The sequence below is a fragment of the Psychrobacillus sp. FJAT-21963 genome (assembly GCF_001420585.1).
Classification (GTDB): Bacteria; Bacillota; Bacilli; order Bacillales_A; family Planococcaceae; genus Psychrobacillus.
The window spans coordinates 243,292-268,969 of sequence record NZ_LJIY01000009.1; the positions used below are offsets into that span (position 1 = coordinate 243,292).

A 25,678-nucleotide genomic window follows, 5' to 3' on the forward strand; every position below is an offset into this window, starting at 1 on the left:
GGTATAACATGAGCACACCTAAAGAATTAAAATACTCAGAAGAGCATGAATGGGTAAAAACAGAAGACGGTAAAGTACGTATTGGAATTACACATTTTGCACAATCAGAACTTGGGGATATCGTGTTTGTCGAGCTTCCACAAGTAGGAGACGATATTAAAGCTGGAGATCCTTTCGGAAGTGTAGAATCAGTTAAAACTGTTTCTGAACTGTATGCTCCGATCAGCGGTAAAGTAGTAGAAGTAAACGCTGATTTAGAAGACAGCCCTGAATATGTAAACGAATCTCCGTATGAAAATGCATGGATGATCGTAGTTGAGCCTTCTGACGTAGCAGAAGTGGATGCACTATTATCTGCAGAACAATACGAAGAGTTAATTCAAGAATAATGGATTTAAAAAGGCGCCGGTTATTTACTGGCGCTTTTTCATATACTAGTATATATAATGTGCTGGGAGAGAAGCTGATGGCTAAGGTATTTAGTGAAAAAGTAATTCTTGTTGAAGGTAGATCAGATAAACTGAAACTTTTAACCATTCTTGCTGAAGCAACTGAAATTGTTTGTACGAATGGCACTATTTCTAATGTTAAATTAGAAGAAATCTTAAGTCCTTTAGAAGAATTGCCCATATATGCTTTTTTAGACTCCGATAAATCAGGAGAACAAATACGATCGGTAGTTAGAAAGGTATATCCAGAAGCAATTCATCTATATACGAATCCTGTATATGGTGAAGTTGCAAATACCCCGCTTGATGTTTTGGCTTCTATCTTACAACGTGCTAAGATTAAGGTGAAAAAAGAATTTTTAACATAGGATGATGTTTGTGAATGAATGGTCTCGAGAGGAATGGGAGCAAGCTAAAAATGCTCCTAGTCTTTCTCTTTTATATATTTACACCCCAATGTGTGGGACATGCCAAGTTGCCTCTAAAATGATGAAGGTACTTAAAGAAATTGTACAGTTTCCAGTTGGACAGGCAAATATAAATTATATGAAAGATTTAGCGATGGATTATGAAATTGAAAGTGTGCCATGTCTTTTAATTGCAAAAGAAGGAATTGTTTATAAAAAGGTTTATGCTTTCCAATCAATTCCTTATCTTTTAGATGTTATAAAAAGTGTTGACGACACCGAATTATCATGATAGAATTCGATTTATTGATAACAATTGAATAGTGTCGCTCTTATTAAGAGAGGTGGAGGGAAGTGCCCGATGAAACCCAGCAACCGTCATGTAAATGAAATGGTGCCAAATCACTCAAAGCGTAAAAAATGCTTTGGAAAATGAGAGAATGGATGACTGTTATTTTGAATGATAACATACACCCCTTCTGCTCTTTTGCAGAAGGGGTTTTTTGATAGTAATAGTACTATCTATACAGGAGGGAAGATTTACGTGATTAGCTTGAAAGATATTTCAAAAAAGTTTAGTACGAAGCAAGGTACCATTGTAGCTGTTGACAATGTAAATCTTACAATTAAGCAAGGTGAGATTTTTGGAATTATTGGATATAGTGGTGCAGGAAAAAGTACTTTAATCAGATTGTTGAATGGATTAGAAAAGCCGACTTCAGGACAAATTGTTGTAAATGATAAAGAAATTACATCAATTTCAGAAGGTAAGCTTCGACAAGTAAGACATAAAGTAAGCATGATTTTTCAGCATTTCAATCTTTTGTGGTCAAGAACTGTTGCAGAAAACATAGCTTTTCCTTTGGAAATCGCAGGAGTACCTAAAGAACAAAGAGCTACTCGTGTAAAAGAATTGATTGAGTTAGTAGGTTTAGAAGGCCGAGGAGATTATTATCCTTCTCAATTATCCGGTGGCCAAAAGCAACGGGTAGGAATTGCTCGAGCATTAGCAAACCGCCCAGAAGTGTTGCTTTGTGATGAAGCTACATCTGCACTTGACCCAGAAACAACGGATTCCATATTAGATTTACTGATTAGTATTAACGAAAGATTAGGTTTGACCATTGTACTAATTACGCATGAAATGCAGGTTATTCAAAAGATTTGTAATCGAGTAGCAGTAATGGAGAACGGACATGTGGTAGAGGAAGGGGACGTGCTGGAAGTTTTCCAAAATCCCCAACAGCCCATAACAAAGAGATTTGTTACGCAAGTTTCTGAAAATAATCAATCTCAGCAGACGATTCAAAATTTACAAGAACTATATCCAAATGGCAAACTCATCAAGCTTGTTTTTGTTGGAGACCAAACGGAACAGCCAATTCTATCTAGACTCATTAAACAATTTGATTTGGAATTGAATATAGTTCAAGGAAATATTACACATACGAAAAGTGGAGCTTATGGAACATTGATTCTTCAGATTGACGGTGATGCATCGGCAATCGATAAAGCAATTCTATTTATTCACGAACAAAAAGTACACACAGAGGTGATCAACAATGATTAATACTTTATTTCCAAATGTTGATTGGCCAAAAATGTGGGAAGCGACAATGGAAACTCTTTATATGACTGCAGTTTCTACTTTATTAACATTTGTATTTGGTCTTGCACTAGGATTACTTTTGTTTTTAACAAGTCCGCATCAAGCATGGGCCAATAAACTAACAAATTGGTTGACGGGAGCATTTACTAATATCTTTCGATCGATACCATTTATTATTTTAATCATATTGCTTATTCCATTTACGAAATTACTTTTAGGTACTATTCGTGGACCAAATGCTGCGTTTCCAGCTCTTGTTATTGGAGCTGCTCCATTTTATGCACGAATGGTTTTAATTGGATTAAGAGAAATAGATAAAGGTGTGCTTGAAGCAGCTAAATCGATGGGGGCTAAAACTTCTACTATTATATGGAAGGTTTTATTACCAGAATCGATGCCAGCATTAGTCTCTGGTATTACAGTTACTTGTATATCACTAGTTGGATATACGGCAATGGCGGGAATTATTGGTGCAGGCGGCTTAGGTACGTTAGCATTCTTAGATGGGTTCCAACGCAGTAGAGAAGATGTAACGCTTGTTGCAACCATTTTAATACTCATTGTAGTATTTATTATTCAATGGATTGGCGACGCGATAACAACAAAGATAGACAAGAGATAACTGGTGTTAACGAGATAACTCGATCACATATAAAATTGGGGAATTAGAGAAGGAGAGAAATTAGATGAAAAAGTTTTTAGCAGGAGCATTATTATCCGTTAGTGCATTAACACTAGCTGCTTGTGGTGGAGAAGAAGAAGATAGTAAATTAGTAGTAGGAGCTTCAAACGTTCCTCATGCTGAGATATTAGAACAAGCTAAACCATTATTAGAAGAACAAGGTATTGAACTTACTATCGAAACTTACCAAGACTATGTTTTACCAAACCAAGATTTAGATTCAGGAGACTTGGATGCTAACTTCTTCCAACACATCCCTTATTTTGAAGGACAAAAAGAAGAATTTGGATACGATTTTGAAAATGCAGGTGGAATCCATATTGAGCCAATCGGTTTATATTCTAAAAAATATGGTTCTATTGAAGAATTACCAGAAGGTGCAACGATCTTAATGAGTAACTCTGTTGCAGACCATGGTCGTGTATTAGCAATGTTAGAGGCTCAAGGTTTAATCAAATTAGCTGAAGGTGTTGATAAAACAGCAGCTGAATTAACGGATATTGTAGAGAATCCAAAAAATCTTGAATTTGACGCTAACTATGAAGCTGCATTATTAGTGCAACTGTATGAAAATGAAGAAGGCGATGCAGTACTAATCAATTCAAACTATGCATTAGACGCTGGACTTAACCCAATGGAAGATTCTATTGCTATTGAAGACTCTGAATCACCATATGTAAACATCATTGCAGTTAAAGCTGGCGATGAAGATAAAAAAGAAATCAAAGCTCTAGTAGACGTTTTACACTCTAAAGAAATCCAAGATTTCATCGTTGAAGAGTGGGGCGGATCTGTAGTTCCAGTAAAATAATAATTTAGAACGTAGCAGGCACTTTAAGTGTCTGCTTTTTTATTGTAGAGAAATCATTTGTAAATATGAAAAGTTATTTCTGACCGCATAGAAGGGTTTCGTGACCGTATAAATCCTTGTGATGGAGCACTGGCAATAATAGTAAATAAGTTTTCTGAAGAAAAAAATGTTTGAAGGTATGTTATCATGGGTATGTAAGTATTGTAAGTTTTAAAAAATCGAAAGGAATGATTCATTATCAATTTAGAAGAGTTGCCCTACACAGAACAAATGGACCACGCGTTTAGAGGAGTTCACGGTTTCGGATATACCGAATTACGAAATAGTCAGGATTTACGACTGATGGTTGAACAACGTAGACAGCGAGATCATGAGAAAAGTGTCCAACTAGTCGCGAAAATTGATGCTCAATCTTTTCGAGGTTAATAAAAGATAATAAAAATCCATGGAGAAACTTATTCTCCATGGATTTTTTGGGTTAAACACTATATTCATAGTGAAATCCATTCTCATTTGGAGCAGCTTATTGAAAATTAGCAAAGAATAGTACTTTGTATGAATTTGCATAGATAAGAAAGTAAAATACAAGAAATACAATAGTTTTATAAACCTAAAGAGAAAGTATTTCAAAAGATTTGCATGGCAATAGACTTTGGGTTAAGATTAGAATGATAATAAATTAGAATGGTAAACCATTCGAAGTTACTTAATGGAGGTTATTACATGTCAACTTTAGTAATTAAGGATTTACACGTTGCTATAGACGGTAAAGAGATATTAAAGGGTGTTAATTTAACTATTAATACAAACGAAATTCACGCAGTTATGGGTCCAAACGGTACTGGTAAGTCTACTTTAGCATCTGCTATTATGGGCCATCCAAAATATGAAGTAACTTCAGGTTCAATTGAATTGGACGGGGAAGATGTATTAGAAATGGAAGTAGACGAGCGTGCTCAAGCTGGTTTGTTTTTAGCTATGCAATATCCAAGTGAAATTACTGGAGTAACTAATGCCGATTTCTTACGTTCTGCTATCAATTCACGTCGTGAAGAAGGCGATGAAATTTCATTAATGAAATTCATTCGTGAATTGGACAGCAAAATGGAATTTTTAGAAATGGATTTAGATATGGCTCAACGTTATTTAAATGAAGGATTCTCTGGTGGGGAGAAAAAACGTAATGAAATTCTTCAATTAATGATGTTAAAACCAAAATTTGCTATCTTAGATGAGATTGACTCTGGTCTAGATATCGATGCACTTAAAGTTGTTTCAAAAGGAATTAACGAGATGCGTGGAGAAGGTTTCGGAAGTCTAGTGATCACTCACTACCAACGTCTTCTTAACTACATTACTCCTGACCATGTACATGTTATGATGCAAGGTCGTGTAGTGAAATCTGGTGGTCCTGAGCTTGCACAAAAACTTGAAGCACAAGGATATGACTGGATTAAAGAAGAGTTAGGAATTGAAGACGAGACAGTTGGACAAGAAGCATAAGAAAGGGGACGAATCAGCATGACGGTTGAAACAAAATTGGCATTAACCGAGCAGGATATCCGCTCCTTTTCAGAAAGTAAACAAGAGCCAAGCTGGATGACAGATATTCGTCTAACAGCTTTTGGTGAGCTTGAATCACTTCCAATGCCAAAGCCAGATAAAACAAAAATCGATAACTGGAATTTCATTGAATTCCCTACACATACTGTAGAGAGCAATGTTTTCACTTCTTTAGATGAATTACCAGAAGAAGTGAAAGTACTTGTTAATACAGAAGAGCAAAAAAATATTTATATTCAACATAATAATACGCCAGCTTTTGTTTCTTTATCGGATGAACTAAAAGAAAAAGGTGTTATTTTAACAGATATTTTTACAGCGATCCGTGAAAATGCCGACCTAGTTCAAAAGTATTTTATGACAGATGGCGTAAAAGTAAATGAGCATAAACTCACAGCACTACATGCAGCACTTTTAAATGGTGGAGTATTCGTATACGTACCTAAAAATGTTGTGGTGGAAGAACCGATTCAAGTAATTTATTTACACGATAATAATACAGCATCTCTTTTCAACCATACGTTATTAGTTGCGGATGAAAATAGTGTTGTCACTTACGTAGAAAATTATCTATCGACTGTTGAACATACAAATGGCTTAGCTAACATTGTTTCAGAAGTTATTGCAAAGGATAATGCAAAAGTAACTTTTGGTACAGTGGATGTTCTTGCAGAAGGATTCACTACGTATGTAAACCGTCGTGGTGTCACTAGCCGTGATGCTGTTCTTGAATGGGCACTAGGTATGATGAATGATGGCGATACGATTTCCGAGAGCGTAACTCATTTAGTTGGGGATAACTCGCAAGGTCGTGTTAAAATGGTTGTTGTAGGTCGTGGGAAACAAAAACAAAACTTCACAACAAAAGTTATTCATTGGGGAAAACATTCGGATGGACATATCTTAAAACACGGTGTTATGAAAGATGAGGCATCATCTATTTTTAATGGAATTGGGAAAATTGAATATGGTGCTACAAAATCCAATGCAGTTCAAGAATCTCGTGTACTCATGTTAAGTGAAAAAGCACGTGGAGATGCCAACCCAATTCTATTGATCGACGAAGATGATGTAACAGCAGGTCACGCAGCTTCTGTTGGCCGAGTAGACCCACTTCAGTTGTACTATTTAATGAGCCGTGGTATTTCTAAACACGAAGCAGAGCGTCTAGTTATTCATGGATTCCTTGCTCCAGTAGTAAATGAATTACCTATCGAAGGCGTAAAGAAACAGCTGACGGAGGTTATTGAAAGGAAAGTTCGCTAATGCTCAGCAAAGAGATTCGAAGCTATTTTCCCATATTAAATCAAGAAATCAATGGTCATCCACTTGTCTATCTAGACAGTGGTGCCACTTCACAGAAGCCAGTGCAAGTTATTGAAGCGATTAAAAAGTATTATGAATACGAAAACTCAAATGTTCACCGTGGTGTGCATACATTAGGGAATCGTGCCACAGAAAGTTACGAAGGTGCACGAGAAAAAGTTCGAAATTTCATTAATGCTAAATCTACAAAAGAAATAATATTTACTCGTGGTACAACAACATCTATTAACACAGTTGCTAGAAGCTATGGCTTAGCAAATGTGAAAGAGGGCGATGAAATTGTCATCACGCATATGGAACACCATTCAAATATTATTCCTTGGCAACAACTTGCGAAAGATACAGGGGCAACATTAAAATACATCGATTTAGAAGCAGATGGAACATTATCATTAGAAAATGTCCGTGCTACTATCACAGATAAAACAAAAATTGTATCCATCGTATACGTTTCGAACGTTTTAGGTACGATGAATCCAATAAAAGAAATTACTGAAATAGCACATGAACATGGTGCTATAATGGTCGTAGACGGTGCTCAAGCCGCTCCACATTTAAAGCTAGATGTTCAAAATTTGGATTGTGATTTTCTTGCATTTTCAGGTCATAAAATGTGTGGTCCGACAGGTATCGGGGTACTTTATGGTAAGCAGGAATTACTTGAAAAAATGGAACCTGTTGAATTTGGTGGAGAAATGATTGACTTTGTAGGACTATACGACTCTACATGGAAAGAGCTACCTTGGAAATTCGAAGGTGGAACACCGATCATTGCTGGAGCGATTGGTCTAGCAGCTGCCATTGATTTCCTTGAGGAAATCGGGCTAGATGAGATTGAAAAACACGAGCATGAACTTGCTACTTACGCCATGGATAAAATGCTTACAATAGAAGGCTTGACTATTTATGGACCAAACGATCCGTCTAAGCGAGCTGGAATTGTAACATTCAACTTAGATGATGTGCATCCACATGATGTTGCAACCGTACTTGATATGAGCGGTATTGCTGTTCGTGCAGGTCATCATTGTGCACAACCATTGATGAAATGGTTACAATGTACGGCTACTGCAAGAGCAAGTTTTTATCTTTATAATACAGAAGAAGATATTGACCGTTTAGTTGCTGGATTGCGCACTGCAAAGGAGTATTTTAACGATGTCTTCTAATTTAGATCAATTATATCGTCGAGTAATAATGGACCATTATAAAAATCCTCGTAATAAAGGAAGTATCGAGGAAGGTGCTCTTACAATTGACATGAATAACCCAACTTGTGGAGATCGCATTCATCTGACACTTCAAGTAGAAGATGGAATTATCCAAAACGCAAAGTTTGATGGGGAAGGTTGTTCTATTTCAATGGCTTCTGCTTCCATGATGACACAAGCAGTAAAAGGGAAAAAAGTCGAAGAAGCCTTAAAACTTTCTACTACTTTTTCAGAGATGATGCTAGGAAAAGAATATGATGATTCCATTGATTTGGATGATATTGAAGCATTACATGGTGTATCTAAGTTTCCTGCGCGTATTAAATGTGCAACACTTGCATGGAAGGCTATGGAGAAAGGCGTTTCTGAAGAAAAATAATAATTGGAGAACGGAGGAAATACGATGGCAAAACAAATGCCTGAAATTGGTGATTACAAATATGGTTTCCACGATAAAGACGTATCCATTTTCCGTTCAAAACGTGGTTTAACGAAGGATATTGTAGAAGAAATATCTCGTATGAAAAATGAACCACAATGGATGTTAGATTATCGTTTGAAAGCGTTAGAAATCTTTTATTCTAAACCAATGCCTCAATGGGGTGGAGATTTAGGATCTTTAAACTTCGATGAAATTACTTACTATGTAAAACCATCTGAAGCAACTCAAAAATCATGGGATGAAGTACCAGAGGAAATCAAAGCAACATTTGATAAACTTGGTATTCCAGAAGCAGAACAAAAGTACCTTGCAGGTGTTTCTGCACAGTATGAATCAGAGGTTGTTTACCATAACATGAAAGAAGAGCTAGAGGATTTAGGTATTGTATTTAAAGATACAGACTCTGCTCTTCGTGAAAATGAAGACATCTTTAAAAAATACTGGGGAACTGTAATTCCTTCAACGGACAACAAATTTTCTGCCCTGAACTCTGCAGTTTGGTCAGGTGGATCATTTATCTATGTACCACCAGGCGTGAAAGTGGATACACCACTTCAAGCTTACTTCCGTATTAACTCTGAGAATATGGGTCAATTCGAACGTACTTTGATTATTGTAGATGAAGGTGCATCTGTACACTACGTAGAAGGATGTACAGCTCCTGTATATACAACAAACTCACTTCATAGTGCAGTTGTTGAAATCATCATCAAAAAAGATGCTTATTGCCGTTATACAACAATCCAAAACTGGGCAAACAATGTTTACAACTTAGTTACTAAACGTGCAGTTTGTGAAGCTAACGCTACAATGGAATGGATTGATGGAAATATTGGTTCTAAGTTAACAATGAAATACCCAGCTGTTATCCTAAAGGGAGAAGGCGCACGTGGTTTGACTCTTTCTATTGCAATTGCTGGTAAAGGTCAACATCAAGACGCTGGTGCTAAGATGCTTCACTTGGCTCCGAATACCTCTTCTACAATTGTTTCAAAATCTATTTCGAAACAAGGCGGGAAAGTAACGTATCGTGGACAAGTTCATTTTGGTCGCAAAGCAACTGGTGCTCGTTCTAACATTGAATGTGATACATTGATCATGGATAACCAATCTACTTCAGATACAATTCCATACAATGAAATCCTGAATGATAATATTTCTCTTGAACATGAAGCGAAAGTTTCGAAAGTTTCTGAAGAGCAATTGTTCTACTTGATGAGTCGTGGATTAAGTGAAGAAGAAGCAACAGAAATGATCGTAATGGGCTTCATCGAACCATTTACAAAAGAACTTCCAATGGAATATGCGGTTGAGATGAACCGTTTAATCAAGTTCGAAATGGAAGGTTCTATCGGTTAATACCTACATTTAAATGAAGGCAGCAGGGTTGAGTAAAATGAACCTCTGCTGTCTTTTTTAATTTAGCTCTAACATGTAGTTAATGATATGATAAATAGTGGGGTGAATGCATGATAAAAATTGGTTTGACAGGATGGGGAGATCACACAGATTTATATGTATCTTCTCCGAAAGAAAAATTACAAGATTATAGTGCCCATTTTCCAGTAGTTGAATTGGATTCAGCTTTTTATGCAATACCTTCCTATAGGAACGTTGAAAAGTGGATAAGGGAAACTCCAAATAGCTTTCAATTTATCGTAAAGGCATATCAAGGTATTACAGGTCATCTTAGAGGGGAATCTCCTTTTGATTCACTAGAGGATATGTTTGATCGGTATCGGGAGTCCATTCAACCTTTCAAGGAAAGTGGAAAGCTGTCTATGGTTTTAGTTCAATTCCCTCCATGGTTTCAATGTAAAAAAGAAAATGTTGATTATTTATATAAAGTGAGAGCAGAGCTAAAAGATTTTGAGGTAGCAATCGAATTTCGTCATCAATCGTGGTATACGCATGCTATTAAAGATCAGACTATTCAGTTTCTAAAAGATAACCATTTTCATCATACGATCTGTGATGAGCCACAAGTAGGGGAAGGGTGTGTCCCTTTAATTCCTATTTGCACTTCAGAAAAAGTACTTGTGAGACTCCATGGAAGAAATACATATGGATGGATAAATCCAGGGGATAGTGAAAAATGGCGAGAAGTACGATATTTATATGATTATAATAAAGAAGAACTTTTTGACATTCAAAAGATTTGCGAGGAATTACATATTAACACAAAAGAAGTAGTGGTATTATTTAATAATAATTCTGGTGGGCATGCAGCAAAAAATGCAAAAACCTTTCAACAGATGCTTGGAATAGAATTTGAAGGTTTAGCTCCAAAACAATTAGATTTATTTGATGGAGGGATATAATGGAGTGGATTATACTAGTTTTAGCTGGTCTTTTCTCCGGAATAGTTGGAGCATTAGTAGGTTTAGGTGGCGGAGTAATTTTAGTGCCAGCTGTATTATTTTTTGGAACGACTCTTGCTTTAATACCTAATATCACACCTCAAAGTGTGGTTGGCCTATCTGTGATTATGATGATTTTCACTGGTCTATCGTCCACACTTTCTTACATGAAAACGAAGACGGTTGATTTTAAAAGCGGATTTATATTTTTTATAGGAAGTATTCCAGGGACGATTTTAGGAGCGTGGGTAAATAAAGGGTTAGATTTACCATCCTTTAATTTATATTTTGGTATTTTACTTATTATTCTATCAACCCTTCTGCTTGTAAGAGATCGATTAAAACCAGTTAAGTGGTTTGTTGAAAATGGTAGCAAAAAGACATTCACAGATGATAAAGATACATATGTTTATGGATATCCAATTTGGTTTGCCATCCTATTAACATTTGGTGTAGGATTCGCATCTGGATTATTTGGAATTGGTGGAGGGTCCATCATTGTTCCTGCTATGATCCTTTTATTTTTATTTCCACCACATGTGGCAGTGGCTACGTCTATGTTTATGGTATTTTTATCTTCCATCATCAATTCTATAACGCATATCTCCCTTGGAAATGTGCCGTGGCTTTATACGATACCAGTTATTCCTGCAGCTTATATTGGCGCGAAATTGGGTGCCAGATTAAATAAAAAACTTAATTCGGATACGCTTGTCGTTGCTTTGCGAATTATTTTGCTATTATTAGGAGTTCGATCCATTATAGCTGGTCTTATGTAAAATCAAAAAGGTGGGTTTATGTTGAGAGAAACTATTCATATTTATCATACAAATGATTTGCATAGTCATTTAGAAAACTGGCCGACTATACATCAGTTTCTCTCCGATAGACAAAAAATGCATGAAGGACATGATTCATATCTCATTTTAGATATTGGTGACCATATTGATCGATCTAATACCTTTACTGAAGGTACTTTGGGAAGAGGAAATGTAGATTTACTAAATGAAGCTGGTTATGATTATGTCACCATTGGAAATAATGAAGGTATTACTCTTAGTCATGAAGAATTAGACAGTATGTATGCTAATGCAAATTTTGAAGTGGTTGTTTCGAACTTTACAGATCAATATGGCATCATTCCATCATGGATACTCCCATATAAAATTCACAAAACTGCCTCTGGAATTCATATTGGAGTTGTAGCTGCTACAGCAGACTTTGGAATTTATTATGAAAAGTTAGGTTGGCATATTCAGCAGCCGATTAATCGACTAAAAGAAGTTTGTGAAGAAATACGGCATAAAGTAGATATCATTCTATGTATGTCACACCTTGGTATGTCCCAAGACGAAATAATTACAGAGGAAATACCGCAAATTGATGTAATTTTTGGCGCTCACACACATCATTTTTTTGATGAGGGAAAAATGCTGAATGGTACGCTGCAGGCCGCTGCTGGCAAGTATGGAGCCTTTGTAGGGAAAGTTACAATAGAATTTGACCATAACCTTAGGGAAGTTACTTCTAAAAAAGCTGTTCTTTATCCAATAGAAACGCTGCAAATCCCTGAGAATAATGCGGAACAATTAGAAACTTGGGAGCATATTGGAAAAAGCAAACTAGCTTACCCACTTTTTGCGAATCAAACATTATTAAAGAAAGATTGGTTCCATTCATCAAGTATGTCTGATTTCTTTGCTAATGCATTACTAGCTTTTACAGGAGCTGATTGTGCCATGTTCCCAGCAGGCATTTTCTTAACCGATTTACAAAAAGGGATTGTTACTGCTGGTGATTTGCATAGACTTCTTCCTCATCCCATTAATCCATGTGTTGTAAGTTTAACTGGAGCAGAATTGATGGAAACCGTTGAGTTATCCAAAAATGAAAAGTGGCCACTTCTTGAAGTAAAAGGTTTAGGATTCAGAGGGAAATATTTGGGTGCTATACAATTTAACCAACTATACGAGGATGAAGAAGGCGATGTATACGTAAAAGGAGAACTCGTAAAACTTGAAAAAACCTATTATCTTGCAACACTAGATATGTTCACGTTTGGCTATTTCTTTCCAGCCTTTAAATTTGCGACGAAGCAGTATTTTATGCCTGAATTCATACGGGACGTGTTAAAGTGGTACGGTCAAAAAAATGAAATATAGTCATTTAAAATCCTCCAGTTACATATAAATAACTAGGGGGATTTTTTTTTGTTGTTCTATCGTAAAAAGAAAAGAATCAAGTTTTTAAATATGCAGCGTAAATTAGCCATTTTTCTAGCTTGCTTTATCCTTTCTGTAGCGGGTTTGTTTTATTGGATCAATGCTCGCTTAACTCCAACTTATCTGCAATATGCAGAGGTACAAACGAACAAAATTGCTTCCATGGTGATAAGTAAAGCGATTAACACTAGAATTGCTAATGTGTTAGATGTAAATGACATTATTGAGCATGTTCCATCCGAAAGTGCTAATAATATGGTGACGACAAAATTTAACACGGAAATAATTAATCGAGTTTTGTCTGATACCCAAAGTTTAGTACAATCTCATTTAGAGCAAGCGGAAAAGGGTAATCTATCAAGCTTACCTTATTTAGATGATATTGAGTATGATAAACAAACAATGGAAGATCAAGGTGGGGTCGTATTTTTTGTACCAATGGGGCAGGCAGCTAATATACCCCTAATCGGAAACTTAGGTCCAAAGATTCCCATTCGATTTCATGTGATTGGAAACGTTCAATCAACCGTTGAACAAAGTATTGATGAGTTTGGAATAAACAATGCTTTTGTAGAGATAAGTATTCTATTAAAAGTAAACGTTCAAATAATTGTTCCACTTGCCAGTAAGATGAGTACGGTCGAACAAAGGATTCCGGTCGCGATGGGTTTAATACAAGGTCAAGTTCCACAAATATATACAAAAGGGGAAGGTGGAAACCCTCCTTCTGTCGAAGTACCAATAAATCCATTACCAAAACAAGAATGATTGCAAGAGCTTACTTTTGATGTTAAAGTAATAGATGCAAAATGAATAGGTAGAGGCTGCATTGCTTAATAGTACTATACGTGAGGATGACAACGTAGATCGTTTAGGAAAGGAAGCAATGCCGAAATTAAATGTTCATGTCCTATAACATTTAGTTGGGGTTATTTTAAAGAGGAATAACACTGCCATTTATATGGAATCATATAAATGGTGAGCTACAGAGTATGAATGAAAGTATAATCTTGAATTCTATAGTAGAGGCCAGCCATTCTTTTTGGTTGGCCTTTTTGTTTACTGTTCTGTGCCTCCGCCTGAAAAGGAGGAAACTATTTTGGAAAGTACTATATTTTCTTTACTACCACCATTATTAGCAATCATTATGGTTCTTGTAACGAAAAGAGTTTTATTATCACTCGGAGTTGGTATTGTATCTGCCTCTCTTTTAGTAGAAGGCTTTGACCCGATAGATTCTTTACTATTGCTATGGGAATCATTTAAAGTATCTTTTTGGGATGAAGGTTTAAACACATCTAATATTTACATTTTATTATTTATCTTATTTTTAGGTATTATTACTGCTTTAGTTGGTTTGTCTGGTGGAAGCACAGCTTTTGCGGCTTGGGCTGTTAAACGAATTAAAACTAGAAGAGGCTCCAAATTACTTACAGCGTTTCTAGGAATAATTATCTTTGTAGATGACTATTTTAATGCCTTAGCAGTTGGCCAAATTGCTAGACCTATCACTGATAGTCATCGCGTTTCGCGAGTAAAATTAGCTTATTTTATTGATTCTACATCTGCCCCAGTATGTGTAATAGCGCCCGTCTCAAGTTGGGGAGCATTTTTAATAAGCCAATTGGGTGTTATTTTTGCAACTCATGCGGTTACTTCCTATACACCTCTTGAGGCTTTTATGTTAATGGCTCCTATGAACTTTTATGTTATTGCTACCCTTGCCATCGTTTTCTTTATGGCGTGGACTGACTTTGATTTAATGCCAATGAGGAAGCACGAAAAGATTGCAAAAGAAACAGGGAAGTTATTCGACACAAGTAAACCTAATCCAGGTGAGCTACAAGGTAATTTTCCAGAAAACAAATATGGAGAAGTTAAGGACTTGTTATTACCAATAATTACATTAATTGTGATAACACTAGTATCTATGTTTTGGACAGGTTATCAAAACTCAAATCAAGAACTCAATATATTTGTAGTTTTTGAAAATACGGATGTTCCTATTTCTTTATTTATTAGTGGACTATTAGCTACAATACTCGCTGTATTATTATACTTACGTCAGCTAAAATATAATCCAACAGCAAAGATTAATTTTATTTGGAAAGCTTTAGTTACTGGAATAAGTTCCATGTTACCAGCAATATTCATCTTAATATTTGCATGGTCATTATCATTTTTAATCGAAACTATTGGAACTGGCCAATATTTAGCCAACTTAGTTGCTGAAAACAATATACCGGTTGGAGTAATTCCAGTCTTACTATTTGTCCTAACAGCGATCATGGCTTTTGCAACAGGTTCATCATGGGGTTCTTTCGGAATATTACTCCCTATTGGTGCTAGCATTATCATGGCAATAGAACCCGAGCTATTGCTTCCTGTATTGTCTGCTGTTTTAGCAGGAGCAGTTTTTGGTGATCATTGTTCACCAATCTCTGATACAACAATAATGTCAGCAACAGGGGCTGGTGTAAATGTTATAGATCATGTCATGACACAATTGCCATATGCCATAATTAGCGCTGTAATAGCTGCTTTCGGTTATTTAATATTAGGTTTAACTGGATCTGTTATTATAGGATTCGTATCGGTTGTATTGATCCTAATCATGTTGTTTTTAGTGTGGAATTTTAAATCAAAAAAAGAAGACTTTAAACAGGGCTAAAACTAGCTCTGTTTTTTTATAATCATGCGTTAAACTAGGAATGAGAAGGTTGTTTGAATTAAAATAATATGTTACATTGACAACAGTGTAGTTAGTTTAAAGAATGGGGTCGATATGAAGTGACATCGTGTAAACCAACGAAATCAGAGCATCAACGTAAACCAGATTGGTTAAAGATAAAGTTAAATACAAATGAGGACTATAAAGGTCTTAAAAAGTTAATGCGTGAAAATAATTTACATACAGTTTGTGAAGAAGCAAGATGCCCAAATATTCATGAATGTTGGGGATCACGGAGAACAGCTACTTTTATGATTCTTGGAGCAGTTTGTACTCGTGCTTGCCGTTTTTGTGCAGTTAAAACAGGTCTTCCAAATGAGCTAGATTTAGCAGAACCTGAACGTGTAGCAGATTCGGTAGTTATTATGAACTTAAAGCATGTTGTTGTTACAGCTGTTGCCCGTGATGACTTAAAAGATGGTGGTTCAGAAGTTTTTGCAGAAACTATTCGTGCGATTCGTCGGAAAAATCCATTTACAACTATTGAAGTGTTACCTTCTGATATGGGTGGGATTGAGCAAAACATTCGTAATATTATGGATGCGAAACCAGATATTTTAAACCATAATATTGAAACGGTACGCCGCTTAACTCCAAGAGTTCGTGCAAGAGCAAAATATGACCGTTCACTTGAACTGTTGCGCCGCGCTAAAGAAATGCAACCGAATATACCTACGAAGTCTTCTTTAATGTTAGGATTAGGAGAAACACATGAAGAGATTTTAGAAGTTATGGATGACCTACGTGCAAATAACGTAGACATTATGACAATCGGTCAATACTTGCAACCAACGAAAAAACATTTACCAGTACAAAAGTATTATTCACCAGCTGAATTTGGTGAACTTCGCAAAATAGCAATGAGTAAAGGATTCTCTCACTGTGAAGCTGGTCCACTTGTAAGAAGTAGTTATCATGCGGATGAGCAAGTAAATGCTGCAGCAAAACAAAGACAAGCACAAGGTGAGGAACTACTAGCTACTCAAAATAGCTAATGGATGGTGATCAAATGATTATTGCAGAAGGATATACGTATGAAGTCATAGAAGATTACCGAGAAGCTTTTAAGGAAGAAGCTTTTTTAGAAAGATATAGTGAAATATTGTCCAAATATGACTTTATAATGGGTGACTGGGGCTATGGTCAGCTTCGTTTAAAGGGCTTTTTTGAAGATAGAAACCATAAAGCTACATTTGATACAAAAATAAGTACAATGAAAGACTATTTATATGAGTATTGTAACTTTGGTTGTGCCTATTTTTTAGTAAAGAAAACTGGAGTGGCACCTAAAGTAGTACCGGTTGTTGAAACAGTTGAACAGATACAAGAAAACCTTGAGCAAGATCATCAATGATGATCTAGACTCAAGGTTTTTTAGTTGAGTAATTCACTCAAGTAATCTCTTAATTCTTTAGCTTCTTCTTCTGTTCTATTAAATACGTGTTCTAGATATCCTGGTTCTTCCAAATCGTCTGGTCCAAGTATTGCAGCTCTTCCGTATTGGATATCCATCACAAGAACTTTACCAAAAAAACGAGAGCTTTGTAGGACAGCTAAGTCATAGCGTTGTGATTCGCCTGTGAATCCTACAAATCTTGTTTTAGTATCTTCCACATCATCATATAAGAAAAACCGTTCCATCTTGTGACACTCCTTCCTACCTCTCAATTATGGTACTATAGAATAGAAGACAATATCAACTGAACAAAAACTAGGAGGCATTTCGATGTATTTTGTTGATCGAAAAAAAATCGCAACTACTTTAACTCACATGAAAACTTTACTTGATTTATTGGAAACTAAAACAGATTGGAACAATGACCAAATCTCAAAATTGGCTCTTGAACGTGTAGGTCATAATATTATTGAGTCTATTATTGATGTGGGCAATTCAATGATCGATGGGTTCATTATGCGAGACCCAGGTGGTTATGATGATATTATTGATATTTTGACGGATGAAAAAGTTATAACAGCAGAAATGGATGCTCCTTTAAAAGAGGTTATCGAATTTAGAAAAGTACTTGTCCGTGATTTTCACTCAGTCAATGATACACAATTATATAAAGTTCTCTTATCAAACATTACTTATTTGAAGGAATTTCCAGTGAAAGTAGAAAACTACTTAGTGAATGAACTTGGCCCAGTTTCTGCATTTTTACCGGAGGATTCCAATGTCCAATTATAAGGCATACTGTTTAGATTTAGATGGCACAGTTTATAGAGGAGAAACGCCGATTATAGAGGCAGTTGAATTCATTCACTATTTACAAGGAAAAGGTATAGAACCTTTTTTTGTGACGAATAACTCATCCATGACTCAAAAACAATTACAGCAAAAGCTTGCAAAGATGAATATTCACACGGAAACGGATCATATCGTCTCTTCATCAATTGCTGCTGCTAATTATATAGAAGAACATTTTCCAGGAAAATCTGTTTTTATGATAGGAGAAAGTGGCTTACAAGATGCACTAGAGTCTAAACAAATTATGCGAACAGATGATTTAGCAGAAGTTGTTGTGATGGGAATCGATCGACAAATCAATTACGAGAAGTTTGCAATTGCTTGTCTTTCAGTTCGTGCAGGAGCTGCTTTCTTATCAACGAATAGTGATCACGCATTTCCTAGCGAAAGGGGTTTTCTTCCTGGGAATGGTGCTTTTACTAAATTGGTGGAATACTCCACTGGGGTGGATGCTTTGTTTATGGGAAAACCACAGCCATTTATGCTAGAGTATATTCAAAAACAATTTGGGTATAAAAAAGAAGAAATGGTTATGATTGGTGACAATTATCTTACAGATGTTTTAACAGGCATTAATATGGGTATTCATACAGTGCATGTAAATAGTGGTGTAAACAGTACGGAAGAAGTACGACAAAAAATTGCTCAACCAACGTATTTTTTAGAATCATTATGTGAATGGATAATATAAAAAAAGACTGCGATATTGCTCGCAGTCTTTTAAAATAAAGGATTTTCCTCAATGTATTTATATATGTTTGTAACAAGTTCACTTGGAGTGTCTGCTTCGACAACGTCGCCGTTGACAATAGCGAAAAAAGTTTCAGAGCACAATGAGCAATAGCTTAAACAACCATAATCTAATACATCTAAATTCGGATCTTGTTCTAAAATATCATAAGCTTCTTGTGAACCATTTGCAAGGTTGCTTATGCAAAATTCAACCATTGGATTCATAGCTGTCACCTCACTACTTCGTCATGCTACTCTTTTTTTATTCATTCGTCAATGTAGAAGTCTTATTGTGAAATCCATCACAATCATTTATAATTTGAAGTGACATTTAGAGATGAGGGATATAATATGCGAAAGTTAGTATTGTTAGGTGGAGGATATGGTAATATGCGTATTTTACTTCGTTTATTGCCAAATAACTTACCAGATGATGTAGAAATCACATTAATTGACCGAACGCCATTTCATAGTTTAAAGACTGAGTTTTATGCGTTAGCAGCTGGTACAGCTTCTGATCAAGAAATTCGAGTAGCATTTCCGGAAAGCGGAAAGTTAACGATAAAGTATGGAGAAGTTTTAGAAATTGATGTAGATAGTAAACAAGTTTTATTAGAAGATGGGCAAGCTGTCGGATACGACGATCTAGTTATAGGTCTAGGGTGTGAAGATAAGTATCATAGTGTACCTGGTGCAGATGAATTTACTTATAGCATTCAGACAATCGGGCGTTCTCGTGATACATACAACAAACTAGGTGGACTTCCTTCAGGTTCAGTAGTTGGGATTGTTGGTGCGGGACTTAGCGGTATTGAGCTTGCAAGTGAACTTCGTGAAAGTCGTCCAGATTTGAGGATCAAACTTTTTGATCGTAGTGAACGTGTATTAAGAGATTTTCCTGAACGATTAAGTAAGTATGTAAAAAAATGGTTTGACACTAATGATGTAGAAGTTGTAAGCAACTCGAATATTACAAAGGTAGAGCCAAATAAATTATACAATCATCAAGAAGTTATTCCTGTAGACGTTGTAGTATGGACTGCAGGAATTCAACCTGCTGCACCGGTACGTGCATTACCAGGCGAAAAAGACAAATCGGGTCGTGTCATTTTAACACAGTATCATGATTTACCAAGCTACGAAAATGTATTTGTCGTAGGGGACTGTGCTTCACTTCCTTTTGCACCAAGTGCGCAACTTGCGGAAGAACAAGCAGAACAGATTGTAAAAGTATTGCAAGCACGTTGGAAGGGACAAGCTCTTCCAGAGAACATGCCTGAAATTAAGCTTAAAGGCTTTATGGGCTCTCTTGGTAAAAAACAGGGATTTGCTTACTTAGCAGATATTTCTGTAACAGGTCGTATCGCAAGACTAATGAAATCAGGATTGCTATGGATGTATAAGCGACACAATGGATAAGTGCTTTTCGAAACCTCTGCTACAAGAGAATATTTGAACTTTAAAAAGCTTCGAAGCGTTGGTAGTATCAACACTTCGAAGCTTTAAAAATTTATGAATTGGTGAATCGATCTATAAATCTATTGCTATTCTTTTTCACTAACATAGCCATACTTCTCAAGGGCTGCATATACTGGTTTTAATTGAATATATCCTTCACCAATGATTTCTTCATTGAGCATAACAAGAGGGTAGAAAAATTCGTCATCAGCAATTCTATTAGCAATGGTTTGATGTTTTTCATTCTCAATTGGCTTTTCAATATCGATATAAGTGAATGTTACTTGGTGATTTGGAAATTTTCTATCGATTGCAGCTTGTAGCCATTCGTATGTATCCTTAGAGGATGGTGCATTTAAGCAACTTGCACAAACTATATCAGCACCGAAGATTTCTATATTAATTGCTTGAGTTGTCATATGAACAGTTCTCCTTCGAATTCTTTATTGGATTTTTTTCTTACTTCACATTATAATGATTATAGCGAAAGGAGTCGATAGATATGACAGATACAATAAATGAACAAGTACAAGAAGTTTTAGATAAATTACGCCCATTTTTACTTCGTGATGGGGGAGACTGTGAACTTGTAGACGTTGAAGACGGTATTGTTAAACTACGCCTTTTAGGAGCTTGCGGAAGCTGCCCAAGTTCAACGATTACATTAAAAGCAGGTATTGAACGTGCACTATTGGAAGAAGTTCCAGGTGTAGTAGAAGTAGAACAAGTATTTTAATAAGACATTTTAAAAAGAAGCCTTACATTAAGGCTTCTTTTTCTTTGTTCTCACGTATTTCTTGCCAACGTTCTTTTGCCATTTCAATTACTTTTGGTTCGATAGATGTACTTTGTTTTTCAATTACTTTTGAAAAATATCTTGTAGCATATTCGATATCACCAATTCTTCGAGACAATTCTGCTATTAAATAGAGCACACGAGTTTCTGACATTTGTGTGCCATTATAATCATCGTTTGAGTATGAATCGGCATATCGATCACGTGCTATCTTCATGAAACGCTGCTCTTGCTCATGATTTTGTTGAAGACGGTATAACCAAGCAGTTCTAAGTGCCAAACCTGCTATATTAATAAATTTTTCTTTTTTTAAGGTACCGCAGTGTATTCCAAGTTTATATGCCATGATTCCTTCTGTCAGCGTTCTTACCTCTCCAAAAGAGTGGGGAACCCATTTATTAGCAACCTCTGTTTGAATAATGTCTTTTACTCCAGGGGCAAAGTATTTCGTATAATCTTCTGTAAAAGAAAACCCACAATGCTCACAAACAAAAATATTATAGAGGAGTGGGTTCACTTCCTTATTTTGATAAATAGGTTGAAAGTCCGTTTCATGACTTTCTACTTTAATAAATTTTGAGCGTACTTTTGTAGATTTAAATTTCTTTTTGCAGTGCAAACATTCGATATCTTTTTGATAATACGGAGTAATTTCCATGATGTTTCCTCTTTTCGCTCATGACTTAAGTAGTTCTATTATACTGCATTTAGTGGCTTCTTGAATAGTTCTATTATACTTTATTTGTTTACGAAAAGCGATGTAATTCTTCAAGCGGTTTTCCTTGTCTAGATAGTAAAAACATTGATATGATAGAGAATAGGAAGGAAAGGTGATTCAGATGGCAGAAGTAGTAATATTATCTGAAGCGGCAGCTTACCGCGTAAAGGAAATGATGAAGCATAACGGAGAAGAAGGATCTTTGCTTCGTATTGCAGTTAATGGTGGTGGATGTAGCGGTCTTTCTTACGGAATGGGTTTTGAAAAGGATAAAACGGAAGAAGATATAGAGCTACATCAGCATGGTATTGATATTGTTGTCTCACCAGAAGATGCTTCTATCTTAAATGGTACTTCAATAGATTATAAAGAATCACTAATGGGTGGTGGGTTTACCATCGAAAACCCGAACGCTATCGCATCTTGCGGATGTGGTTCGTCGTTTAGAACTGCAAAAAAAGAAGGAACACCTGAGAACTGTTAATTTAAAGCAGGGAGCATTTTCTTACCGAAGAAAATGCTCTTTTTTAAATGTTAATTTTCAGTAAATTCTCAAATTTACAATAAGGTAACAATGTATTGAAATAGTATGCTAAAAGGTCTAATATAGGAATTAAGAGTTTTTTTGTCGTAAACTAGACAAAAGTAAAGAATTTCTTGATGTATAATCAGAAGTATCTTATAAAAAATATATTAAAGGTGGTTGCGATCTTCGTGAAAAGACCAACAATTCTAGTATTAGGTGCAGGTTATGGTGGATTATCTACTGTAGTTAACCTTCAGAAATTAGTAGGTACAGATGAAGCAGATATTATACTTGTAAATAAAAATGATTACCATTATGAGTCAACATGGTTACATGAAGCTTCTGCTGGTACTCTTCGTCCAGATCAAGTTCGTTATGATGTAAAAGATGTAATCAACTCAAGCAAAGTAAACTTTGTAAAAGCTACAGTTGATGGTATTGACGTTAATTCGAAAAAAGTTACAACTAGCGCTGGTGAGTATACATATGATTACTTAGTAATCGGTTTAGGCTTTGAAGGAGAAACTTTCGGAATTCCTGGATTAGATAAGTATGCTCTTTCCATTGCCAATGTAAATGCTGCTCGCCAAATTCGTGATCACATTGAATATCAGTTTGCTACATGGTCAACAGAAGAAGTGCATGATGATACACGCTTAACGATTGTTGTAGGTGGAGCTGGATTCTCTGGAATCGAATTTTTAGGTGAATTAGGAAATCGTATTCCTGAACTTTGTAAAGAATATGATGTACCAAAAGAAAAAGTCCGCGTAGTTTGTGTTGAAGCTGCTCCAATGGTGCTTCCAGGGTTTGATCCTGAATTAGTAGAATATGCAGTAAGACAATTAGAGGCAAAAGGAATTGAATTCTCTATTGGTACACCAGTCGTAGAAGCAACTCCTGAAGGCGTTAAGATTAAAAAAGGCGAAGAAGAATTTGAATTCATCAAAGCTGGTACTGTTGTATGGGCTGCTGGAGTTCGAGGAAATCGCTTAATCGAATCATCAGGAATTGAAAACATGCGCGCACGCGTAAAAGTAGAGAAAGATATGCGTGCTCCTGGTTTCCCAGATGTATTTATAGTTGGGGACTGTGCTCTTCTGATCAATGAAGAGATTAACCGTCCATACCCACCAACAGCACAAATTGCAATGCAACAAGCTGTTACTATCGCGAAAAATATTGTATCGCTTATCAAAGGGAATGATACAGAAGAGTTCGTTCCAGCTCTTAAAGGAACAGTATGTTCACTTGGTGAGCACGACGCAATTGGTGATGTAATGGGTAGAAAACTAACTGGTACAAAAGCTTCTATTATGAAAAAAGTAATTGATAACCGCGCACTATACATGATCGGTGGAATTCCACTTGTAATGAAAAAAGGTAAATTTACTTTATAATATCATTTGATTTCGATGAGCTCTCACTGTATGTATAATTACAGTGAGAGCTTTTTTTAAAGGAGATTTTTTATGGCAAGAGAGGATAGAGGAAATATTTGGTTGGGTGTTGCAGGTATAGTAGTTAATGATAAAGGGGAATGGTTAGTTGTAAAGAAAAGATATGGTGGTCTTCATGGTCGATGGTCTTTTCCTGCGGGTTTTGTAAACAAAGATGAAACAGTAGATGAAGCTGTTCGAAGAGAGGTGAAAGAAGAAACTGGTGTAGATTGTACTGTTCGGAAGATGGTTGGCTTTAGAAGTGGTGTTATTCATCATAAAATAAGCGATAATATGGCCATTTTTTTATTAATACCGAATGAGAAAGAACCGATTTTACAGGCTCAGCTTTCTGAACTATATGAAGTAAAGTGGATTCATCCAAATGAATTAGTAGTAGATAAAGACGCCTCCGTAATGATTCATGAGCTAGCATCAAAGAAAGTAGAAGATGGGTTTAATACCATTGAAGGGATTAATCCTGGTGATGTATTTGGTTATAGTAGCTACAAGCTATTTTTTTAGTAGCTATTGTCCAAAAAAATATTTGTTTTTATTTACAACATATTAGTTATATGGTATATTATCTGAATATTAAGAATAGATAATGTTAGGAGGCGATTCAAATGAAGAAATTTAAAAAAGAAGGAAATTCCAACCATTGTCCATACTGTAAGGGAGAAGGCTATTTTCAATTGAGACTAGGTGGTTCTGAAACCTGCGGGCGTTGTAATGGATCGGGAAAAAAATGAATGAAATTTATGACAAATGAGTGAATACGCAGAAGTACATTGAATACTAGCCTCCGTTAAGGTAAACTATTTAGAGATACTACGGAGGTAATAGATTATGCAAGATTTTATGCTAGTACAAATGATACTCTCGGTTCTTATATTTTTTGTCATGTTTTTCGGAATCGCCTTTTTAGTAAACATGCTATTACGAATGACTTGGTTTGTGGCATTTTTATATCCACTTGTTGTTGTATTCATTATTGATGAAGTAGGATTTTTTGATTACTTTACAAAAGCAGGAGAAGCGTTTTCTGCGTTAGGAAATAAAATAATCTCACTCCATACAGCAGATATTATTATTTTGTCTAGTGGTTTAGCGGGAGCAATTGCTGCAGGTTTTGTTATTAAATATCTTCGAAAAAATGGATATCAAATGTTTTAATTGGAGGATGACCTGTAAAATAGGTCATCCTTTATATTTTGCTTAGAGACCTGTCTCTTTCATATTTAATAGACCCTGCGGAGTTTCAGAAGTAGCGAGCAGCAGCTCAGCAAATACGGTTTTTTCAAGTTCAAATATTAATACTGTCCTCTTTTACATCTTCATATATCTACAATGAAGATTAATGTAACCACAAATAAAAAACCACTATCGTATCCAACGATAGTGGTTGCTTTTTGCTCTTCTTGTGTAGAACTTGTTTACGTTTATGAATATCCATCTTTAATTATTCAAAGGTGTTGTAAATGAAAATCGAGATCAATATACCAGTAAGTGCACCCATGAAAACTTCCATTGGTTTGTGTCCTAAAAGGGTTTTTAATTCGATTATTTTCTCTTCATTCTTCTTATTTGCCCATCCCTTTGTTTGCTCAACAAATAACTGGAAATCCACTCTCATTTGATTGATCATTATTGCTTGTTGTCCTGCTTGAAAACGAACGCCAGTTGCATCAAACATAACGATAACAGCAAATACTGTGGAGACTGCAAATATTGGAGAATCTAGCCCCGTTTCATAAGCAATTGCAGTGCAAAGGGAAGTTACAGCAGCTGAGTGAGAACTAGGCATTCCACCGGTAGAAGTAAATAACTTCCAATCTATTTTCTTTGTTATTAAAAAATGTATTGGAATTTTAACAAATTGAGCAAAGAAAATGGAAAAAAGTGCAGCCAATAATGGAGTGTTCTGGAGGATTGCCAAAGTAGACAC

At 35.8% G+C, this 25,678-nt stretch carries 32 protein-coding genes and 2 riboswitches; of the genes, 27 read left to right on the forward strand and 5 right to left on the reverse strand.

What is annotated here, in order from left to right:
* The first annotated feature begins 8 nt into the window (after positions 1-8).
* The 18 genes from gcvH (at position 9) to AN959_RS17860 (ending at position 17,167) form a co-directional block, all read left to right on the forward strand.
* Positions 9-389 carry a glycine cleavage system protein GcvH gene (gene gcvH / locus AN959_RS17775; protein WP_053588486.1) on the forward strand — a complete coding sequence of 127 codons (381 nt, stop codon included), beginning with the start codon at positions 9-11 and terminating at the stop codon, positions 387-389.
* A 77-nt stretch (positions 390-466) separates the two neighbouring features.
* Entirely contained in the window at positions 467-817 is a 351-nt protein-coding gene (locus tag AN959_RS17780) for a toprim domain-containing protein (RefSeq protein ID WP_056832755.1), read from the forward strand.
* A gap of 10 nt (positions 818-827) precedes the next feature.
* Positions 828-1,148 (forward strand): thioredoxin family protein, encoded by a 321-nt coding sequence (locus tag AN959_RS17785; RefSeq protein ID WP_053592052.1) that lies wholly within the window; start codon positions 828-830, stop codon positions 1,146-1,148.
* 37 nt (positions 1,149-1,185) lie between these two features.
* A riboswitch (SAM riboswitch) is annotated at positions 1,186-1,295 on the forward strand.
* Between the two features lie 105 nt (positions 1,296-1,400).
* Positions 1,401-2,426 (forward strand): methionine ABC transporter ATP-binding protein, encoded by a 1,026-nt coding sequence (locus AN959_RS17790; protein WP_056832757.1) that lies wholly within the window; start codon positions 1,401-1,403, stop codon positions 2,424-2,426.
* Positions 2,419-3,087 (forward strand): methionine ABC transporter permease, encoded by a 669-nt coding sequence (locus AN959_RS17795; RefSeq protein WP_053588489.1) that lies wholly within the window; start codon positions 2,419-2,421, stop codon positions 3,085-3,087. Before AN959_RS17790 ends, AN959_RS17795 begins: the two co-directional genes overlap by 8 nt.
* Before the next feature lie 64 nt (positions 3,088-3,151).
* Positions 3,152-3,958, forward strand: coding sequence for a MetQ/NlpA family ABC transporter substrate-binding protein (locus AN959_RS17800; protein WP_056832759.1), 807 nt, complete (start codon positions 3,152-3,154; stop codon positions 3,956-3,958).
* A gap of 723 nt (positions 3,959-4,681) precedes the next feature.
* Positions 4,682-5,461, forward strand: a complete 780-nt coding sequence (gene sufC, locus AN959_RS17805) for a Fe-S cluster assembly ATPase SufC (RefSeq protein ID WP_053588491.1) — start codon at positions 4,682-4,684, stop codon at positions 5,459-5,461.
* A gap of 18 nt (positions 5,462-5,479) precedes the next feature.
* Entirely contained in the window at positions 5,480-6,787 is a 1,308-nt protein-coding gene (gene sufD, locus AN959_RS17810) for a Fe-S cluster assembly protein SufD (RefSeq protein WP_053588492.1), read from the forward strand.
* The gene (locus tag AN959_RS17815; protein WP_056832761.1) at positions 6,787-8,016 is read left to right on the forward strand and encodes a cysteine desulfurase; all 1,230 of its coding nucleotides are present in this window, start codon (positions 6,787-6,789) and stop codon (positions 8,014-8,016) included. The genes sufD and AN959_RS17815 overlap by 1 nt, the downstream gene beginning before the upstream one ends.
* On the forward strand, positions 8,006-8,437 hold the full coding sequence (sufU, locus tag AN959_RS17820; protein WP_056832763.1) for a Fe-S cluster assembly sulfur transfer protein SufU: 432 nt from the start codon (positions 8,006-8,008) through the stop codon (positions 8,435-8,437). The genes AN959_RS17815 and sufU overlap by 11 nt, the downstream gene beginning before the upstream one ends.
* A gap of 24 nt (positions 8,438-8,461) precedes the next feature.
* Entirely contained in the window at positions 8,462-9,859 is a 1,398-nt protein-coding gene (sufB, locus tag AN959_RS17825) for a Fe-S cluster assembly protein SufB (RefSeq protein ID WP_053588495.1), read from the forward strand.
* A 110-nt stretch (positions 9,860-9,969) separates the two neighbouring features.
* Positions 9,970-10,821: a DUF72 domain-containing protein gene (locus AN959_RS17830; protein ID WP_056832765.1), complete on the forward strand. Its 852-nt coding sequence runs from the start codon at positions 9,970-9,972 to the stop codon at positions 10,819-10,821.
* Positions 10,821-11,639 (forward strand): sulfite exporter TauE/SafE family protein, encoded by an 819-nt coding sequence (locus AN959_RS17835; RefSeq protein WP_056832767.1) that lies wholly within the window; start codon positions 10,821-10,823, stop codon positions 11,637-11,639. Before AN959_RS17830 ends, AN959_RS17835 begins: the two co-directional genes overlap by 1 nt.
* Positions 11,640-11,660: 21 nt before the next feature.
* Positions 11,661-13,022, forward strand: coding sequence for a bifunctional UDP-sugar hydrolase/5'-nucleotidase (locus AN959_RS17840; RefSeq protein ID WP_056832769.1), 1,362 nt, complete (start codon positions 11,661-11,663; stop codon positions 13,020-13,022).
* A 48-nt stretch (positions 13,023-13,070) separates the two neighbouring features.
* Positions 13,071-13,850 carry a sporulation protein YunB gene (yunB, locus tag AN959_RS17845; protein ID WP_371256576.1) on the forward strand — a complete coding sequence of 260 codons (780 nt, stop codon included), beginning with the start codon at positions 13,071-13,073 and terminating at the stop codon, positions 13,848-13,850.
* A 42-nt stretch (positions 13,851-13,892) separates the two neighbouring features.
* A riboswitch (Lysine riboswitch) is annotated at positions 13,893-14,076 on the forward strand.
* Between the two features lie 105 nt (positions 14,077-14,181).
* Complete coding sequence (locus AN959_RS17850; protein WP_056832770.1) at positions 14,182-15,753, forward strand: Na+/H+ antiporter NhaC family protein; 1,572 nt, start codon at positions 14,182-14,184, stop codon at positions 15,751-15,753.
* 119 nt (positions 15,754-15,872) lie between these two features.
* Positions 15,873-16,808 (forward strand): lipoyl synthase, encoded by a 936-nt coding sequence (gene lipA / locus AN959_RS17855; protein WP_053588500.1) that lies wholly within the window; start codon positions 15,873-15,875, stop codon positions 16,806-16,808.
* Positions 16,809-16,822: 14 nt separating this feature from the next.
* A complete protein-coding gene (locus AN959_RS17860; RefSeq protein ID WP_053592054.1) occupies positions 16,823-17,167 on the forward strand; it encodes a YutD family protein in 345 nt (114 codons plus the stop codon).
* A gap of 20 nt (positions 17,168-17,187) precedes the next feature.
* Here the strand turns inward: AN959_RS17860 and AN959_RS17865 are convergent, their stop codons facing one another.
* On the reverse strand, positions 17,188-17,454 hold the full coding sequence (locus tag AN959_RS17865) for a DUF3055 domain-containing protein (RefSeq protein ID WP_053588501.1): 267 nt from the start codon (positions 17,452-17,454) through the stop codon (positions 17,188-17,190).
* Positions 17,455-17,539: 85 nt separating this feature from the next.
* On the opposite strand from AN959_RS17865, the gene AN959_RS17870 reads away from it, so the two are divergent.
* Positions 17,540-18,001, forward strand: a complete 462-nt coding sequence (locus tag AN959_RS17870) for a DUF86 domain-containing protein (protein ID WP_053588502.1) — start codon at positions 17,540-17,542, stop codon at positions 17,999-18,001.
* Positions 17,988-18,752 carry a TIGR01457 family HAD-type hydrolase gene (locus AN959_RS17875; RefSeq protein WP_056832772.1) on the forward strand — a complete coding sequence of 255 codons (765 nt, stop codon included), beginning with the start codon at positions 17,988-17,990 and terminating at the stop codon, positions 18,750-18,752. Before AN959_RS17870 ends, AN959_RS17875 begins: the two co-directional genes overlap by 14 nt.
* 29 nt (positions 18,753-18,781) lie before the next feature.
* On the opposite strand, the gene AN959_RS17880 is transcribed toward AN959_RS17875, so the two are convergent.
* Entirely contained in the window at positions 18,782-19,018 is a 237-nt protein-coding gene (locus tag AN959_RS17880) for a YuzB family protein (protein ID WP_056832774.1), read from the reverse strand.
* Between the two features lie 126 nt (positions 19,019-19,144).
* Between AN959_RS17880 and AN959_RS17885 the strand changes: the two genes are divergently transcribed.
* Positions 19,145-20,212 (forward strand): NAD(P)/FAD-dependent oxidoreductase, encoded by a 1,068-nt coding sequence (locus AN959_RS17885; RefSeq protein WP_056832776.1) that lies wholly within the window; start codon positions 19,145-19,147, stop codon positions 20,210-20,212.
* Positions 20,213-20,337: 125 nt separating this feature from the next.
* Here AN959_RS17885 and AN959_RS17890 read toward each other — a convergent pair whose 3' ends face one another.
* Complete coding sequence (locus AN959_RS17890; protein WP_056832778.1) at positions 20,338-20,670, reverse strand: YuzD family protein; 333 nt, start codon at positions 20,668-20,670, stop codon at positions 20,338-20,340.
* A gap of 83 nt (positions 20,671-20,753) precedes the next feature.
* Here AN959_RS17890 and AN959_RS17895 point away from each other — a divergent pair, with 83 nt between their 5' ends.
* Positions 20,754-20,987, forward strand: coding sequence for a NifU family protein (locus AN959_RS17895; protein ID WP_053588508.1), 234 nt, complete (start codon positions 20,754-20,756; stop codon positions 20,985-20,987).
* Positions 20,988-21,009: 22 nt separating this feature from the next.
* Here the strand turns inward: AN959_RS17895 and AN959_RS17900 are convergent, their stop codons facing one another.
* On the reverse strand, positions 21,010-21,705 hold the full coding sequence (locus AN959_RS17900; protein WP_056832780.1) for a DUF2225 domain-containing protein: 696 nt from the start codon (positions 21,703-21,705) through the stop codon (positions 21,010-21,012).
* A 181-nt stretch (positions 21,706-21,886) separates the two neighbouring features.
* Between AN959_RS17900 and AN959_RS17905 the strand changes: the two genes are divergently transcribed.
* The 5 genes from AN959_RS17905 (at position 21,887) to AN959_RS17920 (ending at position 24,906) form a co-directional block, all read left to right on the forward strand.
* A complete protein-coding gene (locus AN959_RS17905; protein ID WP_053588510.1) occupies positions 21,887-22,249 on the forward strand; it encodes an iron-sulfur cluster assembly accessory protein in 363 nt (120 codons plus the stop codon).
* Between the two features lie 230 nt (positions 22,250-22,479).
* Positions 22,480-23,691, forward strand: a complete 1,212-nt coding sequence (locus AN959_RS17910; protein ID WP_053588511.1) for an NAD(P)/FAD-dependent oxidoreductase — start codon at positions 22,480-22,482, stop codon at positions 23,689-23,691.
* 72 nt (positions 23,692-23,763) lie between these two features.
* A complete protein-coding gene (locus tag AN959_RS17915; protein ID WP_053588512.1) occupies positions 23,764-24,255 on the forward strand; it encodes an NUDIX domain-containing protein in 492 nt (163 codons plus the stop codon).
* A 101-nt stretch (positions 24,256-24,356) separates the two neighbouring features.
* Positions 24,357-24,482: a YuiA family protein gene (locus tag AN959_RS21445; protein WP_172794406.1), complete on the forward strand. Its 126-nt coding sequence runs from the start codon at positions 24,357-24,359 to the stop codon at positions 24,480-24,482.
* Between the two features lie 97 nt (positions 24,483-24,579).
* Entirely contained in the window at positions 24,580-24,906 is a 327-nt protein-coding gene (locus AN959_RS17920; RefSeq protein WP_053588513.1) for a YuiB family protein, read from the forward strand.
* 286 nt (positions 24,907-25,192) lie between these two features.
* On the opposite strand, the gene AN959_RS17925 is transcribed toward AN959_RS17920, so the two are convergent.
* Positions 25,193-25,669 (reverse strand): divergent PAP2 family protein, encoded by a 477-nt coding sequence (locus AN959_RS17925; protein ID WP_056832781.1) that lies wholly within the window; start codon positions 25,667-25,669, stop codon positions 25,193-25,195.
* Positions 25,670-25,678: the final 9 nt, after the last annotated feature.

Excerpts from the sequence above, each read along its gene's own strand:
- gcvH (WP_053588486.1), top strand. The coding sequence starts at position 9 with ATGAGCACACCTAAAGAATTAAAATACTCAGAAGAGCATGAATGGGTA.
- AN959_RS17780 (WP_056832755.1), top strand. The coding sequence starts at position 467 with ATGGCTAAGGTATTTAGTGAAAAAGTAATTCTTGTTGAAGGTAGATCA.
- AN959_RS17795 (WP_053588489.1), top strand. The coding sequence starts at position 2,419 with ATGATTAATACTTTATTTCCAAATGTTGATTGGCCAAAAATGTGGGAA.
- AN959_RS17800 (WP_056832759.1), top strand. The coding sequence starts at position 3,152 with ATGAAAAAGTTTTTAGCAGGAGCATTATTATCCGTTAGTGCATTAACA.
- sufC (WP_053588491.1), top strand. The coding sequence starts at position 4,682 with ATGTCAACTTTAGTAATTAAGGATTTACACGTTGCTATAGACGGTAAA.
- sufD (WP_053588492.1), top strand. The coding sequence starts at position 5,480 with ATGACGGTTGAAACAAAATTGGCATTAACCGAGCAGGATATCCGCTCC.
- AN959_RS17815 (WP_056832761.1), top strand. The coding sequence starts at position 6,787 with ATGCTCAGCAAAGAGATTCGAAGCTATTTTCCCATATTAAATCAAGAA.
- sufU (WP_056832763.1), top strand. The coding sequence starts at position 8,006 with ATGTCTTCTAATTTAGATCAATTATATCGTCGAGTAATAATGGACCAT.
- sufB (WP_053588495.1), top strand. The coding sequence starts at position 8,462 with ATGGCAAAACAAATGCCTGAAATTGGTGATTACAAATATGGTTTCCAC.
- AN959_RS17830 (WP_056832765.1), top strand. The coding sequence starts at position 9,970 with ATGATAAAAATTGGTTTGACAGGATGGGGAGATCACACAGATTTATAT.
- AN959_RS17835 (WP_056832767.1), top strand. The coding sequence starts at position 10,821 with ATGGAGTGGATTATACTAGTTTTAGCTGGTCTTTTCTCCGGAATAGTT.
- AN959_RS17860 (WP_053592054.1), top strand. The coding sequence starts at position 16,823 with ATGATTATTGCAGAAGGATATACGTATGAAGTCATAGAAGATTACCGA.
- AN959_RS17865 (WP_053588501.1), bottom strand. The coding sequence starts at position 17,454 with ATGGAACGGTTTTTCTTATATGATGATGTGGAAGATACTAAAACAAGA.
- AN959_RS17870 (WP_053588502.1), top strand. The coding sequence starts at position 17,540 with ATGTATTTTGTTGATCGAAAAAAAATCGCAACTACTTTAACTCACATG.
- AN959_RS17875 (WP_056832772.1), top strand. The coding sequence starts at position 17,988 with ATGTCCAATTATAAGGCATACTGTTTAGATTTAGATGGCACAGTTTAT.
- AN959_RS17880 (WP_056832774.1), bottom strand. The coding sequence starts at position 19,018 with ATGAATCCAATGGTTGAATTTTGCATAAGCAACCTTGCAAATGGTTCA.
- AN959_RS17885 (WP_056832776.1), top strand. The coding sequence starts at position 19,145 with ATGCGAAAGTTAGTATTGTTAGGTGGAGGATATGGTAATATGCGTATT.
- AN959_RS17890 (WP_056832778.1), bottom strand. The coding sequence starts at position 20,670 with ATGACAACTCAAGCAATTAATATAGAAATCTTCGGTGCTGATATAGTT.
- AN959_RS17895 (WP_053588508.1), top strand. The coding sequence starts at position 20,754 with ATGACAGATACAATAAATGAACAAGTACAAGAAGTTTTAGATAAATTA.
- AN959_RS17900 (WP_056832780.1), bottom strand. The coding sequence starts at position 21,705 with ATGGAAATTACTCCGTATTATCAAAAAGATATCGAATGTTTGCACTGC.
- AN959_RS17905 (WP_053588510.1), top strand. The coding sequence starts at position 21,887 with ATGGCAGAAGTAGTAATATTATCTGAAGCGGCAGCTTACCGCGTAAAG.
- AN959_RS17915 (WP_053588512.1), top strand. The coding sequence starts at position 23,764 with ATGGCAAGAGAGGATAGAGGAAATATTTGGTTGGGTGTTGCAGGTATA.
- AN959_RS21445 (WP_172794406.1), top strand. The coding sequence starts at position 24,357 with ATGAAGAAATTTAAAAAAGAAGGAAATTCCAACCATTGTCCATACTGT.
- AN959_RS17920 (WP_053588513.1), top strand. The coding sequence starts at position 24,580 with ATGCAAGATTTTATGCTAGTACAAATGATACTCTCGGTTCTTATATTT.